Source organism: Paenibacillus sp. NEAU-GSW1, from assembly GCF_009737085.1.
Taxonomy (GTDB): Bacteria; Bacillota; Bacilli; order Paenibacillales; family Paenibacillaceae; genus Pristimantibacillus.
The window spans coordinates 37,120-52,944 of the sequence record NZ_WOVL01000015.1; the positions used below are offsets into that span (position 1 = coordinate 37,120).

12 protein-coding genes are annotated in these 15,825 nt (G+C 50.9%); 5 read left to right on the forward strand and 7 right to left on the reverse strand.

Annotated features, from left to right (window positions below):
- Positions 1 to 66: 66 nt before the first annotated feature.
- From GOM71_RS13375 to GOM71_RS13385, 3 genes are all read right to left on the reverse strand, one after another.
- Positions 67 to 1,737: an ABC1 kinase family protein gene (locus GOM71_RS13375; RefSeq protein ID WP_156281859.1), complete on the reverse strand. Its 1,671-nt coding sequence runs from the start codon at positions 1,735 to 1,737 to the stop codon at positions 67 to 69.
- 10 nt (positions 1,738 to 1,747) lie between these two features.
- A complete protein-coding gene (locus GOM71_RS13380) occupies positions 1,748 to 2,050 on the reverse strand; it encodes a phasin family protein (RefSeq protein ID WP_156281861.1) in 303 nt (100 codons plus the stop codon).
- 138 nt (positions 2,051 to 2,188) lie between these two features.
- Positions 2,189 to 3,097 (reverse strand): ATP-dependent DNA ligase, encoded by a 909-nt coding sequence (locus GOM71_RS13385; RefSeq protein ID WP_156281863.1) that lies wholly within the window; start codon positions 3,095 to 3,097, stop codon positions 2,189 to 2,191.
- Between the two features lie 135 nt (positions 3,098 to 3,232).
- Between GOM71_RS13385 and GOM71_RS13390 the strand changes: the two genes are divergently transcribed.
- On the forward strand, positions 3,233 to 3,442 hold the full coding sequence (locus GOM71_RS13390) for an alpha/beta-type small acid-soluble spore protein (protein WP_156281865.1): 210 nt from the start codon (positions 3,233 to 3,235) through the stop codon (positions 3,440 to 3,442).
- Between the two features lie 238 nt (positions 3,443 to 3,680).
- Positions 3,681 to 4,871, forward strand: coding sequence for an enoyl-ACP reductase FabV (gene fabV / locus GOM71_RS13395; RefSeq protein WP_156281867.1), 1,191 nt, complete (start codon positions 3,681 to 3,683; stop codon positions 4,869 to 4,871).
- A 62-nt stretch (positions 4,872 to 4,933) separates the two neighbouring features.
- Here the strand turns inward: fabV and GOM71_RS13400 are convergent, their stop codons facing one another.
- The gene (locus GOM71_RS13400; RefSeq protein WP_156281869.1) at positions 4,934 to 7,273 is read right to left on the reverse strand and encodes a glycoside hydrolase family 95 protein; all 2,340 of its coding nucleotides are present in this window, start codon (positions 7,271 to 7,273) and stop codon (positions 4,934 to 4,936) included.
- Positions 7,274 to 7,357: 84 nt separating this feature from the next.
- On the opposite strand from GOM71_RS13400, the gene GOM71_RS13405 reads away from it, so the two are divergent.
- A complete protein-coding gene (locus GOM71_RS13405; RefSeq protein WP_173275590.1) occupies positions 7,358 to 8,206 on the forward strand; it encodes a helix-turn-helix domain-containing protein in 849 nt (282 codons plus the stop codon).
- 248 nt (positions 8,207 to 8,454) lie between these two features.
- On the opposite strand, the gene GOM71_RS13410 is transcribed toward GOM71_RS13405, so the two are convergent.
- The 3 genes from GOM71_RS13410 to GOM71_RS13420 form a co-directional block, all read right to left on the reverse strand.
- Positions 8,455 to 9,480, reverse strand: coding sequence for an LLM class flavin-dependent oxidoreductase (locus GOM71_RS13410; protein WP_156281873.1), 1,026 nt, complete (start codon positions 9,478 to 9,480; stop codon positions 8,455 to 8,457).
- 110 nt (positions 9,481 to 9,590) lie between these two features.
- Entirely contained in the window at positions 9,591 to 9,911 is a 321-nt protein-coding gene (locus GOM71_RS13415; RefSeq protein ID WP_156281875.1) for an ArsR/SmtB family transcription factor, read from the reverse strand.
- A gap of 354 nt (positions 9,912 to 10,265) precedes the next feature.
- The gene (locus GOM71_RS13420) at positions 10,266 to 12,077 is read right to left on the reverse strand and encodes a stalk domain-containing protein (protein WP_156281877.1); all 1,812 of its coding nucleotides are present in this window, start codon (positions 12,075 to 12,077) and stop codon (positions 10,266 to 10,268) included.
- Between the two features lie 254 nt (positions 12,078 to 12,331).
- Between GOM71_RS13420 and GOM71_RS13425 the strand changes: the two genes are divergently transcribed.
- Positions 12,332 to 12,700 (forward strand): globin domain-containing protein, encoded by a 369-nt coding sequence (locus tag GOM71_RS13425; RefSeq protein WP_253944834.1) that lies wholly within the window; start codon positions 12,332 to 12,334, stop codon positions 12,698 to 12,700.
- A gap of 142 nt (positions 12,701 to 12,842) precedes the next feature.
- Positions 12,843 to 15,551: an aconitate hydratase AcnA gene (acnA, locus tag GOM71_RS13430; protein ID WP_156281879.1), complete on the forward strand. Its 2,709-nt coding sequence runs from the start codon at positions 12,843 to 12,845 to the stop codon at positions 15,549 to 15,551.
- The last annotated feature ends 274 nt before the right edge of the window (positions 15,552 to 15,825 follow it).

Here is a 15,825-nt window from a genome sequence, read left to right on the forward strand (position 1 = left end):
AATGAATTAAATCGTGTGCACTACATGTAACTATAATAGTTACAGGATGCCCGTTTTGTCAACCCCTCAAAATCGGCCCGAGCGAAAAATGGCATAAATGAGCCAAATAAACAGCAATGCCGCTATGCCAAAGCCGATTTCAATCGCCGGTATATTCCATAGCACCGTATTTTGATGACGCAGCGACGAGCCGATAATCAAGCCGACCATGATGATGCTAAACGATAGAAGCACGATGCTTAGGGAGAGCCGGTTGCTGATTTGGTCCATTTTGCGCAAAAACTCGCCAAGCTCGGGGACGGTAATTTCCAGCCCGAATTTCCCCTTTTGCAAGGAGCCCAGCAGCTTGCGCAAACTAACCGGAACCTCGGCGGCAATAGAAGCATATTCGGGCAGCTCCTCCAGCCACTTCTTCGATAGATTGCGGATATTGAAACGATTTTTAAACAGCTTACGGCCGATCGGCTCGGCAACGTCTACGACGCTGAATGAGGGATCAAGCGAGGTAACAACGCCTTCCATGGTCAGAAAGGTTTTGCCAAGCAGCGTCAGCTCTGAAGGGATGTTAAACTGATGGCGCCGAGCAAGCGCAAACAGATCATTTACCATTTCGCTTATTCGCAGCTGGCTGAGAGGCACGTTGTAATATTTATCGCGGAGCTCCTCAACATCGGCCCGCAGTACGTCTATGTCGGTCTGTTCAGGAATGAAACCCATGCCAGAAATCGCCCGAATAACGCCGCTCGTGCTTTGATTGCGCAAAGCGATTACGAGCGAGGCAAAATAACGCTTTCGCTCCGGCGGAAGCCTGCCCACCATGCCGAAATCAAGAAAAGCCAACGCCCCTTCGGGGAGCACCAGAACATTGCCGGGATGCGGATCGCCATGAAAAAAACCGTCGATCAGCACCTGCTGCAAAATCGAAAGCGCGTATTTTTCAGCGATCGCCTTTCGATTGTAGCCTGCCTCCTCCAGCTTTTCCCGGTCGGACAGACGTATGCCGCGTATGTATTCCATCGTCAAAACTTTCGCCGACGAATGGCCCCGAAATACGACAGGAATGCGGATGCCGCCGACTTTTCCGGCATATGCCGCAAATCGTTCCGCATTCCGCGCTTCTTGGCTGTAATCCAGCTCATGGCGTATCGCCGATGCCAATTGTTCGATCATGTCTCGCACCCGGTATTGCTTGGCAATTTCCAGCCGGTTTTCCGCAAGACCGGCTAATTCTGATAATATGCCAAGATCGGTTGCAATTTGCCGGTCGATGTGCGGCCGCTGCACTTTGACAGCGACAGAGGTTCCGTCATGAAGAACGGCCCGATAGACTTGCCCGATCGAAGCAGACGCAATCGGTTCCTCTTCAAAAGAAGCAAAAAGCACGCCTATTGGCGCACCTAGCTCTTCCTCAATAATATTTACGGCTTCAGCATAAGCGAACGGCGCCACATGATCCTGCAGCCTTTCCAGCTCCGCAATAACGCTTGCCGGAAATAAATCCGGCCTCGTGCTTGCTAATTGGCCCAGTTTAACGAATGTGGGACCAAGCTCTTCCAGCAGCGAACGCAGCCGTTCGCCAAATGTTCTTCTGCGCGGCTGATGCTCCGTGTTTCCGCGCGCCAATATCATTTCGGGAAGACCCAAATCTTTCGCGATATAACCGAATCCGTTCCGTACGAAAGCAAGCCCGATTTCCCGATAACGCTTCAAGCGGCGAAGCTTGCTGACAACACTCATAGAAGCAGCCTCAGCTATCCGCGAATTCGCGGCGTTCCAGAGCCTCCAAACGGCGCTCTAACCGGTTGATTTCTTCTTGGTCTGCGTAGGAGCGGTCGCCAACGAAAGACTGTACTTTGTCACGAACAGCCGTCTCCAGCTGCTTTCTCGCATCGTCGCCTTTTTGCACCAGTCGATCCATATAAGCCGAGGACTCCGACTTGGCCTCCTCCCCTTTTCTTGTCCATTCGCCTACAAACTTCTCTACTTGTTCCTTGCCGGCTACCGCCATCCCGATTCCAAGCGATAGTGCCTTATCCAATTTATCTCTCATCGCAGCCATCTCCTTGCTGTCGGTTTAGGAACAGTTTGCGCAATTTGACCACATAAAAGTCACGTTTCGCGAAAAAAAGAAAGCTGCGCAACGGCCCAAACGGGCAGCGGCGCAGCAGCACAGTCGGCAAGCAACCGGTCAGGCTTGCAGGAGCCTTAAAGGTTTTGCCGAATTATCGGTTATTTCGTTATTAGATGTATGAGTTATAAGCTTTATAAGTTCCGCACCCTTCAAACGTCCGTCCTTCATTAGATATGCATATTTAATGCTAGCGGATAGTCCCGGCGCAACGCGAACGATATCCCGCTCTTCGGCTATCGGCTCTGTTAAGGCTTGAAGCCTCTTGTCCGTTAGCCTGTCGATCCCATGGTCGACCATGACATCATGCCCGCCTAACGGATGCTGAACAAGCCAGCCCGGCGCACTTTTACGCCAACCGACAATCGACAGCTCGGCAAACTGATAATGGAGCACCTTCACCCAATCGTCGCTTCTTCCTTCCGTATATACGCTGTTCTTCTCTTTGCACGCAACGCCTTCAAGCTTGAGCTGGCGAACGATCTCGAACATTTTGCCGCCTTCTTTCTCGATGAAAGGAAGCTTTCGGTAAACGTCATTGTTCTGCAATATTTCACCCAGCAGCTGCTTCCGCTCCAACAAAGGACGATCGCGCAAATCCGTCCCATTATAGTAAAGCACGTCAAAAACAAAAAAACGAAGCGGCATCGTTTTAACCGCATCGCGAATTCGCGGCGCTTTAGTCATTCTGTAACGTTCAATTAACGTATCGAATTGCACCTCGCCTGTCGCTGGATTAACATATACCACTTCTCCGTCCAGCACAACGTCCGCCGGCTTATGCAGCGGGACGTTCAGCAGTTCTGGGTACTGGCTCGTAACTTCATACTGATGCCGCGTGAACAGCCGGGCTTTGTTATCGATGAAACTGATTTGCAATCGCTGGCCGTCCAGCATCGGTTCGAATATGTAGTTCGAATCGTCAAAAATATGTTCGCGCCGCACCATCAGCATCGGTTCCATAAACATCGCGACGAGCACCTCCCCTATGCTCTAATTTTAACATGGCTATGCGCGGATTTTCGGCGGTAAATTAAGGTCCATTTAACGAATAATACTTTTTGAGACGACGCATATTAACAGCAAGAAGGAGGTCGAGAAGAGATGGCAAAAAGTCAAAATCAATTGCTTGTTCCAGGAGCGCGCGCCGCATTGGAGCAAATGAAATTCGAAATTGCCCAAGAGCTTGGCATTCAGCTTCCTGCTGACGGCTACTACGGCAACATGACGACTCGCGACATGGGCTCCATCGGCGGTTCCATTACAAAACGGCTCGTTCAAATCGCAGAACAACAGCTTACAGGACGCAGATAACAGCGATACGCCATACTTAGGAGCACAGCAGCAATTGGCAGAACACAACAACATAAGCAGCTCAAGGGCTGTCCCGCAGCGGAATGTTCCGCTTCAAGGGAGCAGCCCTATTATTTTGTTTGCAGAACGTTCGCCTTACTTCCCTTTAACAGTAAAAATCGGTAAAATGGGATAGAGTTGTCCTCATCAAGCGTTTACATACGAAATCAAAATTTCATTTCAGAAAGGAATCTCCCATATGATCATTCAACCGAAAACACGCGGATTTATTTGCACGACAGCACATCCGGAAGGCTGCGCGCTGCAAGTACAGCGTCAAATCGATTATGTAAAATCGCAGCCGGCAATTACCGGACCGAAAAATGTGCTCGTCGTCGGCGCATCGACCGGTTACGGTCTTGCTTCCCGCATCGTATCCTCCTTCGCTTCAGGCGCTAATACGGTTGGCGTTTATTTCGACAAAGCGGCAGAAGGCGCACGCACCGCTTCTGCAGGCTGGTATAACTCCGCTGCATTCGAGCAAGCGGCGCAGGAAGCCGGCGTGAAATCGTTCAGCATCGTTGGCGATGCTTTCTCCGACGAGATTAAAGCGAAAACGATCGACCTGATCCGCACCGAGCTGGGCCAAATCGACCTGGTTGTGTACAGCGTTGCTTCGCCTCGCCGCACGCATCCGAAAACGGGCGAGACTTTCTCCTCGGTTATTAAACCGCTGGGCGAAACCTATACAAACAAAACCGTTAACTTCCATTCGGGCGAAGTAACGACGGCCGTTATTGAACCGGCTACAGAGGATGAGCTCCGTCAAACGATTGCCGTCATGGGCGGCGAAGACTGGCAAATGTGGATCGATGAGCTGCAGCAAGCAGGCGTTCTCGCTGAAACAGCGACAACGGTCGCTTACTCGTACATCGGACCGGAAATTACGCATGCCGTATATCGCGAAGGCACAATCGGCGCTGCGAAAAACGATCTGGAAGCTACGGCACAGCGGCTGAACAAGCAGCTTGGCACAGCGGGCGGCCGCGCGTACGTATCGGTTAACAAAGCGCTCGTTACGCAATCGAGCTCCGCGATTCCGGTCGTACCGCTTTACATTTCCGCTCTTTATAAAGTGATGAAAGAAAAAGGCATTCACGAGGGCTGCATCGAGCAAATGTACCGCCTGTTCTCCGAGCGTCTCTATGGCGGAGGCGAAACAGCAGTTGATGCGAAAGGGCTCATTCGCGTCGACGATTGGGAAATGCGCGCCGATGTACAAGCTGAAGTTACACAATTGTGGGCTAATCTAGCTACAGAAAACGTATACGAGCTTTCCGACCTTGAAGGCTACCGCCGCGAGTTTTTCCAACTGTTCGGCTTTGAAACGGAAGGCGTCGATTATGAGGCTGAAGCCGATCCGATCGTTGATATTCCGAACCTGCGCTAATCAGAATAACAAAAAGCTGGGCCAAATTTTGGCTCAGCTTTTTTAATTTCAATGCTCTGCTGCTAGATAGCAATTACACGATAAACGATGCTTGCACGTGCCTTCCATTGTACTGCTCCATCTTGCTGTATCGAAACTTCCACGGCATTCCCTTCCTGATCGACAATTTTCACATCTGCCGCGACTCGAAGCTTGCACACTTGATCGATGGCGGAATGTATCTCCGCTTCCATCAACTTGCCTTCCGACCAGCGCATGCTGACCTCATAACCGCCTCTGGCCCTTACGCCTGTCAGCTCGCCATTTTCCCAAGCATTCGGCAAGGCGGGGAGCAAATGAATTTCGCCCGTATGGCTTTGAAGCAGAATCTCGGTAATACCGGCAGCGCCGCCGAAGTTTCCGTCGATTTGAAACGGCGGGTGATTGTCAAACAGATTAGGCAGTGTGGAGTGCGACAACAGCGCATGCACATTGTCATGGGCCTTCTCCGCATCCTCGAGACGAGCCCAGAAGTTAATGATCCAAGCCCGGCTCCAGCCCGTATGGCCGCCGCCATTGGAAAGACGCCGCTCCAGTGTTACTCGCGATGCCAAAGCCAGTTCCGGCGTCTCTCTTACCGTAAATCTTTTGCCCGGATATAGCGCAAATAGATGCGAAATATGCCGATGCCCCAGCTCCGTCTCCTCGTAATCCTCCATCCATTCTTGAATTTGGCCGTTTTTGCCGATCGCCGGCTGAGGAAGCCGTTCCTTCAAGCTTTGCCAAGTGATGCGAAGCTCCGGATCGGCATCAAGCGTATTTGCCGCTTCAATACAAGCTGTGAACAGCTCAAACAAAATCTGGCTGTCCATCGACGGACCGATGCAAAGCGCGCCTGTCTCTCCGTTCGGCAGCCGGTAAATATTTTCCGGCGAAACGGAAGGGCTTGTGACGACGAAACCGTTCTCCGTTTCAACGAGGAAATCGACGAAAAACGCCGCTGCTTCCTTCAATGTCGGATATGCCCGAGCGAGAAAATCCCGATCCAGCCCGTATTCATAATGCTCCCATAAATGAAGACAGAGCCAAGCCGCTCCCATCGGCCAATAAGAGGCCGGCAGCCATATATCCTGCGGAGCCGTATCGCCCCAAATATCCGTATTGTGATGGGCAACAAAACCTTCACAGCCATACATCATTTTCGCTGTGCGGGCGCCCGGTTCACGCATCCGTTCGATCAGCTCAAACAGCGGCTCGTGGCATTCTGCAAGATTAGCCGATTCCGCGCACCAATAATTCATCTGCGCATTAATGTTGATCGTATATTTGCTGTCCCATGGCGGCAGGAAATGTTCATTCCAGATGCCCTGCAAGTTGGCGGCCAGCGAGCCCGGCCGGCTGCTTGAAATGAGCAAATAGCGTCCGAACTCATAATAAAGCGCTATAAATGCCGGGTCGTCTCCGCCGTCTTGAATCCGCTTGAGCCGTTCATCTGTAGACAGCTGATCTAGATCTGAGCGATCAGAATCGCGGCTGCTTAATTTGAGAGATACCCGTGTTGACAAGGAACGAAAGTCGGCGATATGCCGTTCTTTTAACTGCTCATAAGGGATGGACGCGGCTTGCTTCGCTTGATGGAGCGTTTCGCTCTCCGGATCGGCATGACGGAAAGATGTCGCTGAAGTAAGCACTAACGTTACTCGATCCGCTTTATCCACGACCAGATGCTCGCCGACTATGCGTACCGAACCGCCTTCAGCTTCCACTTGCAAAGCCGCGCGGAAATCGGATCCGCCAACACCGCCGCAGCTGCCGCGCATTACGATCGTCTTTTCATTCGCTTTGACGATTTGCTCGTAATATCGATTGTTTCCGCGGGTCAATCTTGCAGAAAACGAGACGCCGCCCGGGCGATCCGATGCGATGCGGGTAATGATCGCTTGATCGGGAAAGCTAGCGAACGTTTCTCTCTCGTACCTCGTATGTCCTACATCGTAATGTACGGAGGCGACGCCATCGATCAAATCGAGGCTTCGCTCATAGCGATGGACGCCAAGCTTCGCATCGGCTTCATCGTAACGGAATGCAAGCCGCAAATCGCCTAACGGCATATAGTGCCGCTGAGACTCGGGAATGCCTGATAACGCCATGGCAGCGAGCTCTTCCGCTTCTTTCAGCCGCCCTTCGCTAAGCAGCCGGCGGATTTCCGGCAAGTTAGGCAGCGCATCCGGATTGTTGCGGTCACGCGGCCCCCCGTACCAGACGCTGTCCTCATTCAGCGCAATACGCTCCTGTTCAGGATCGCCGAAAACCATCCCGCCAAGCTTGCCATTGCCAACGGGTAAAGCCTCCTCCCATTTTTTCGCATGCGTTTTATACCAAAGCCGGCTGCTATTGTTTGTTGTTGTATGAACGACCGTCATAACGCTCACTCCTTTCGCTTTATAATCGTTTCGTTTTGCCTTATGATAGGGTAAAAATCAAATCGATTTGGAGTTATGAACCTAATGAATGTGACGCCAAATTCTCGCGATCATGCTTTTTACGAACTATTGCAATCCCTGCAGCTGACGCTTCATGCCGCGTATCAAACCCAAGTAACCGTAAACTGGGGCGAGACGGACACTGTCGCGCCGTTCAATAAGCTGTATTTCATTACGGAAGGAGCCGGCTGGATCCGAATTGACGGCGAAGACTACCGGCCAAAGCCCGGTCAGATGCTGCTCGTTCCCGCCAATTCCCGGCACTCTTTTTCCCCTATCGAGGGGAGAAAGCCATTTCTAAAAAATTGGTGCCATTTCAACGTCATGGTCGGCCCGTTTGATCTGTTCCAATGGATTCACGTTCCGCTTTGCATCGATATCGAAGATGTTGAAGGCATGAATCGCAAATTTACCGAAATGATCGGCCACTTCCACTCCAAAGACAGCTTTTTCGCGAGATTGCGGGAAAAACAAATGCTGCTAGATATCGTTGCCGCCTTCCTTGATCTCGTCCCAATTAGCGTGATGCAGCACCGTTCGGAAGAGATGAACCGGCTCGGCATTATTCAACGGTTCGTCGAGTCCCGGCTGGATTGCGGAATTAGCGTGGAGCAGATGGCCGAGGCCGTCCACTTGCATCCAAACTATTTCATCTCCTATTTCAAGAAACATTTCGGCATGCCGCCGCTTAAGTATGTCAACCGCAAACGAGCGGACCATGCTAAACAGCTGTTAACAACTACATCGCTTAGCATTAAGGAAATTGCCGACAGAACCGGCTTTAAGGAAACGGGACATTTTACAAAGTTTTTCCGCAAGGAGACGAGCTTTACGCCAACCGATTACCGCGCTGCATTTACCTATACGCAATAATTTGATTATAGAAGTCCTCATGCTTTGCATCGATGGCAGAAACTAAGCTAGACATGCAAAAAACTAAGCTTGTTTTAGGAGATTGCGAACCTGCTTCGCAAATATCCAAGTAGAAACAAAAAGAAAACGATGCCTCAAGGCATCGTTTTCTTTTTAATGTCGAGAAAGTCCGTCCGTCTGAGGACGACAAGTCGATCGACTCCATAGGATGAATTCGAATAACGCTGCGGCACAGCTCTATTCATGAACTAGCTTCCTTTAGCCATTTGTCCGATGATCTCATACGAGCGCAGACGCTCTTGATGGTCGAAAACGGTGGAGTTGATAATGACCTCGTCAGCTTGCGTTTTGGCGATAAATTTGTTCATCTTCACCCGGAACGTATCTGGACTGCCTGTAATGCTGGAACGAAGCGTCTTTTGAACGGCAGCCTTCTCATACTCGCTCCAAACCGTCTCCATATCAACCGGCGGCTTGATCTGGCTTGGCGCGCCTCCTCGGATGATATTTAAAAATTGCTGCTGCATCGACGAGGCAAGATATGCCGCTCGTTCGTCTGTATCCGCAGCAATTGCGTTAACCCCGACCATCGTATACGGCTTATCCAGAAAAGGCGACGGAACGAAGCTGCTATGGTAAGCATGCAAGGCAGGAAGCGTATAGTCCGGCGAAAAATGGCTGGCAAACGCAAACGGCAAGCCGAGCTGACCGGCCAATCTTGCGCTGAAGTCACTGGAACCGAGCAGCCAGATCGGGATGTTCAGTCCCTCTCCCGGTACCGCTCGAACCTGCTGTCCAGGAGCGGCTTCGCTGAAATAGTGAAACAGCTCATCCAATTGGTCAGAAAAATTTTCGCCATGGCTCAAGTCTCTGCGCAGCGCCATCGCTGTCAACCGATCGCTGCCCGGAGCACGGCCGAGTCCAAGATCGATTCGGCCCGGGTACAAAGATTCCAGCGTGCCAAATTGTTCGGCGATGACGAGCGGCGAGTGGTTCGGCAGCATAATGCCACCCGACCCGACGCGAATTGTCGACGTACCGCCGGCAATATGGCCGATAACAACCGCTGTTGCCGAGCTGGCAATACCCGGCATATTATGATGCTCGGCGAGCCAATACCGGTTGAAGCCCCATTTTTCCGTATGCTGCGCCAGATCGAGACTGTTGCGCAGAGCGTCGGCCGCCGTTGCGCCGATCACGACAGGGGCAAGATCCAGAACGGACAGCGGAACGGTGCCAAGTTGCTTTTTTACAGTTGCGTTTGAAGTAGTCATCGTTGAATGCTCCTTTGTTTCTTTTATACATATATCTGAATAAATAGATTAATAAAGTATAAAAAATAAACGGTTCTCCTCTAGATGAGGTGATTTCGGCCGTTTATTTTTTACAACTCACGATTGACGTATTCGCAAAACTTCCGAATGTTTTCTTCGTTTCTGCGGTAATACGTCCACTGTCCAACCCGCTTCGATTCGAGCAGCCCGGCTTTCTGCAGCGTCTTCAAGTAGCTTGAAATGACCGATTGTGCAAGACCTGATTTCTCCTGAATGAAGCCGACGCAAACGCCGTTCTGCAAATCGCATTTGAGCGGCAGCTCGCTGTTCATGGCTAAATAGCCCAAATGCTTCGCCGGATCGCGCAGCCATTCCAAAATTTGCATCCTCGTTTCATTCGATAACGCTTTGTAAATGAGTAAAGGTTCCATAGCCGTCATTATATATCTATAAAAATAGATATGCAACCCTTTTGATGCCGTCTGACTTCGTTAGGTTCATCTGTTTTAGTTCCTTTTGCGATTAAAAACGTTCTGAACACTTACGCAATACGCTTATTAAGCTCATTTGTGCCTAACACCGCCAGCCAAACTCTTTGATACTAGGCTATTCTCGTGTTTTAGTTCCATATGGAACTAAAAATGTTCTGCACACCGCGCTTTGCCTATTATTAAACTCATTTGAGTCTAATAAAGCATCCACCTATGGTTGCTCCCCTCACCTGCGTCTCGATTCCTTCCACATAAGAAAACCGGACAATCTGCGATTGTCCGGTCAGAATAGTGCTAATTCAATGGTAAGAACAGCATATTAATCGGCAAATTGCTGCCCGACGCCGGCGAGAATTCAATCGTCACCGTTTCCTCCGTATTGCCGGTACGGTACAGGACGCCCGCCTCTCCCGCATTGCTCAAAATGTTCGCATTCGTCATATACGTCAGCTTCCCGTTCACAAGAAATGCCCCGCCGTAATGTCCTCCTCTTGCATTCAACGCGATAAGCGTGTTCGGCTGCACGCGCTGCAGTACAAGCTTATAATTAACGCCGTAGTTGCCGCTATTCTGCTGGGCAAAACCGGATAACGCGTCATACCCTTGCTGATACTTATCATACGTTTGGTCGCCGAGCACCATCCGCGACGCTGTTGCGCCGAGCGGCTCCGAGATCGTGATCGAACGGTCGCCATGCTCGAACGTGCCTCGGGCATGCTTTTCGTCCCAAGGCAATGCGGGCAACAGCGGCATAGAAGCAATAGGGTCCTTGTCCGCATCAACAACAATGACGGACAGCCGAACCGCTGACGAAGCATACAAGTCCGCATGTGCCGTAATAACTTTGCCTGTCGCCAGAACGGCATCGCTGACAGGCGCAAGCGTTGTCCGGCTTTCGCCTGCCGGCAATACAATCGTATTTCCTTGCGGAGAAGATTCCAAATATCTGGCAAGCGCCATTTTGCCGGTGGCGGATACGTATGTCGAAGGCCCGCCGATCCCGATTTTGCCAGTCGTAATGGTCACTGGCGTGCCGTCCGCATTCTCGTTAGTTGCAACGATATATATACGAACCGGCGAGGTCCGGTTGTTCTGATTATGAATGAGGAAACGGACGTTGCCCGATACGGTATCGCTGTAGTAAACGCCTTCCTCCCCTATCGTTTCGGGGCTGTTAGCGCGAATAAGCGTCTGCTGCCCCGTTTCTTCAATCTCATAAGTATGTACCGGAAGCTTAAGTACGTTTGCCGATTGAATCGCAAACTTGTCGCCAACAGGCGTAAAGCGCAGATCATACTGCTCTTTCGTGTACATGACCTCATTGCGGATCGTAATCGTTCGTGTCGCAACGGATGTCAGCCCTTCTTTATCCGTCACCTTCAACGATATCGTCTGCTCGCCCGAAGTAAAGAATACATCTTTGCTATTCGTCCATTCTGCCTTCACAATGCCTTTATCGTCGGTGCTTAGATCGGTAAAACGGATCGGTTCGCCAACATAATACTCCGTTTTATCTGTCGTAAAGGCAGCTTTCGGCGCTTCATTTATCGGAACAGGCGCAGGCGGCTGCACCACGATTGAACCGCTTCGCGTCAAGACGATCTGCTTCAAATTACGGTTAACGCTAAGCGTAAACTTAAACGGTGCAACGAAGGAACGCAGCGGAACCATCAAAGTGCCATTTTTCACATATACCGCCGCGCCTGCACTCGCCTTCGCTCCATTCATCGTATAAGTCGAACTGTTGAGCTTAAAGCGAATCCTCATTCCTGTCGCAGCTTCTATAAATTCATATTCTTTCGTCGCCGAAAAATAGCTTATCCTTAGCCCTAAACTTCTTCCGAGCGAACGGGCGGCAACAAACGTAACGCCATTCTTCTCGGTTGTCGGCTGTGTTGCTAAAAACAGCTTGCCGCCGTTGTCATACATATTGCTGCTTTGCTGCATAATAATCCATTGATCGAACTGTTTCGCCGCTGTCGCCGCGACGTCAGCAGCCATTGTATCTGCTGCCGTTTCTCCTTCCGCATGCGCCAATCCGGAGGGACCGGCGAGCGAAACGGCAATGACCGCGGATAACGCCGCAATAGTTGCTTGTCGTAACATAGATTGCTCCTCATTATGTCTAATCTAGTTGTGCAAAACTACTTCATTAAACGTCGTTCATATGCCAAAAGTTGCGAAACGGGCAAATGGAAAAAGCAGACATCGCAACGATTTAAGCCCGAGCGTCCGCATTTATTATCAGCCGGGATATATTGACATCGACAGGCAATTCATCGAACATAGAAATGGTATCCAGCCTGGATAGCACCGATTTCCATACAATTCAGAACCATTTCGAAAGGATGCGGGATGATATGACGATGACGATATATGAAGCGCTTGGCGGCAAAGCGGGAATTCGAAATTTAGTTGAGGCATTTTATCCGAAAGTAGTGGCGGATCCATTGCTCGGGCCGTTGTTTCCCGAAGATATCGAGCCTGTAATGGACAAGCAGGAGCTTTTTCTAACGCAGTTTTTTGGCGGGGAGCCCTTATATACCGAACAGTATGGGCATCCTAGGATGCGTGCGCGCCATATGCACATTCCGATTACGAACGATCACGCGGCGGCGTGGCTTCGTTGCATGGAGCAGGCATTGGCGGAAAATGTGCCGGATGTGGAGCTGCGCCAGTTCGTACTTGAACGGCTGAGCGGCAGCGCTTATTTCTTTGTAAACTCATAAAAATTCCATCTTTAGTACTGTCGTTTTCGCTTTACGATGGCAGGTTTACACGTTATAATAAAAGCATAAGATTTTGAAATAGTGTTTCACAGAATGAAACAACTACTTTGAATCATTCCATTTAAGGGGGAGCTTCAAGAAAATGGCCAACCAAAACCATTACTCTGTTCGTTCCAGCCTTGAGGTCGGAGGCAAACAGTACAACTACTACAGCCTTCAAGGCCTTCAAGAGCAAGGATTGGGCGACATCTCCAAACTTCCATTCTCGATTAAAGTATTGCTCGAGGGCGCTGTACGTCAATTCGACGGCCGCGCTATTACGAAAGAGCATGTTAAACAACTGGCAGACTGGGCTGTTAGCCGCGATGACAAAGAAATTCCTTTTATTCCTGCGCGTATCGTACTGCAGGACTTGACCGGCGTACCGGTTGTCGTAGACCTTGCGGCAATGCGCGAAACGGTTAAAAAAGCAGGCGGCGATCCTAAAAAAATCAACCCGCTCGTTCCAGTCGATCTCGTTATCGACCACTCTGTCATGGTTGACGCATTCGGTTCCCCGGACGCGCTTGAAATCAACCAACGCATCGAATTTGAACGTAACGCTGAACGTTACCGCTTCTTCCGTTGGGCGCAAACCGCGTTTGACAACTTCCGTGCGGTACCGCCGGATACAGGCATCGTTCACCAAGTTAACCTTGAATATTTGGCATCCGTTGCCGCTACGAAAACAATCGACGGCGAAACCTTCGTTTTCCCTGATTCGCTCGTAGGCACGGACTCGCATACAACGATGATCAACGGCCTCGGCATCGTTGGCTGGGGCGTTGGCGGCATCGAGGCGGAAGCCGGCATGCTCGGACAACCGCTTTACTTCGTAACGCCTGAAGTTATCGGCTTCAAACTGACTGGCAGCCTTGCTGAAGGCGCTACGGCAACTGACCTTGCTTTGACCATTACGCAATTGCTTCGTAAAAAAGGCGTTGTCGGCAAATTCGTCGAGTTCTTCGGTTCCGGCCTGTCCAACATCAGCTTGCCTGACCGCGCGACAGTTGCCAACATGGCTCCTGAGTACGGCGCGACGATCGGTTTCTTCCCTGTCGATGCTACGACATTGGAATTCTTGCGCCAAACTGGCCGCACAGAAGAGCAAATCGAGCTGGTTGAAGCTTACTACAAAGCACAAAACATGTTCCGTACAGACGCTACGCCAGACCCTACGTTTACTGAAGTTGTTGAACTGGATCTGTCGACAGTCGTGCCTTCCCTTGCTGGTCCTAAACGTCCGCAAGACCGCATCGAGCTGACGAACATGAAAGAATCGTGGAACACGATCGCTCGCCAACCGGTTGACAAAGGCGGCTACGGCCTCTCTGACAGCAAGCTGGACGAAGTCGTTGAAGTGAAACACGGCAACGGCAAAGTGAGCCAAATGAAAGACGGCGCTGTTGTACTGGCAGCTATCACTTCGTGTACGAACACTTCCAACCCAAGCGTTATGGTTGGCGCAGGTCTCGTAGCGAAGAAAGCCGTTGAACTGGGCCTCGTTAAGCCAGAATATGTAAAGAGCTCGCTGACTCCAGGTTCCCTGGTCGTTACCGAGTACCTGAAAAAAGCGAACCTGCTGGAATCGCTCGAGGCAATCGGATTCCACGTTGCAGGCTACGGCTGCGCAACATGTATCGGCAACTCCGGTCCGCTTCCTGAGGACGTTAGCCAAGCAATCGCTGACAACGACATGACAGTTGCGGCTGTTCTTTCCGGCAACCGGAACTTCGAAGGCCGTATCCATGCGCAAATTAAAGCGAACTACCTGGCTTCGCCGCCGCTCGTTGTTGCTTATGCCCTCGCAGGCACAGTGAACATCGATTTCGCAAGCGAGCCAATTGGCACTGGCAAGGACGGCCAACCTGTCTTCTTGAAAGACATCTGGCCTACGAACCAAGAAATCACTGACGCAATGAACGCTTCGCTTTCGGCTGAAATGTTCCGCGCGAAATACGAAAATGTGTACACGCAAAACGAACGCTGGAACCAAATTCCAGTACCGGAAGGCGAACTGTACGAGTGGGATCCTAAATCCACGTACATCGCTAATCCTCCGTTCTTCGATAAATTGGCTGACGGCATCCGCGATGTTGAAGACATCAAAGCGGCTAAAACGTTGCTCGCGCTTGGCGATTCGGTTACGACCGACCATATCTCGCCTGCAGGCAGCATCCGTCCAGACGCTCCTGGCGGCAAATACTTGATCGCAAACGGCGTTGAGAAGAAAGACTTCAACTCCTACGGTTCCCGTCGCGGTCATCATGAAGTTATGGTACGCGGCACGTTCGCTAACATCCGGATCAAGAACCAAATCGCTCCGGGCACTGAAGGCGGCTTCTCGACTTACCAGCCGACTGGCGAAGTAACGTCCGTATACGAAGCTTCGATGAAATACCAAGCAGACGGCACGAACCTTGTCGTACTGGGCGGTAAAGAGTACGGTACTGGTTCTTCCCGTGACTGGGCGGCTAAAGGCACGTTCCTTCTGGGCGTTAAAGCCGTTATTACGGAAAGCTTCGAGCGTATTCACCGTTCCAACCTCGTCGGCATGGGCGTTCTGCCATTGCAATTCCTGCCTGGCGAAGGCTGGAAACAGCTTGGCCTGACTGGCTTCGAAACGTTCGACATCGTTGGTCTTTCGAATGATGTTCAACCTGGCGACAAAGTAAAAGTTGTTGCAACGAAAGAAGACGGCACGACTACTGAATTCCAAGTAATCGTACGCCTCGACTCCCTCGTTGACGTCGACTACTACCGGAACGGCGGCATTCTGCAAACCGTTCTCCGCCAAATGATCAGCAACTAATCCTTAACATGAAAGACTGAGCGAGGGCCATCCGGCCTCCGCTCAGTCTTTTTTTGTTGAAGGGAGTGAATGTTCCGCCTCACTGGCATCAATTAGCGAAGCTGCTTCGCAATTTTGCGAAGCCAACTTCGCTAATTGAATGACTTTTCACTGTCGCTCTGCCACCCAGCGAATTCAAATTCCCTAATTTGGACGCTCTGTTCGCCAATAGCGAAGTTAGATTCGTTAATGGCTTCGATTTCGTTTCTCAGCAGGCTGTATAGCGAAGTTTGCT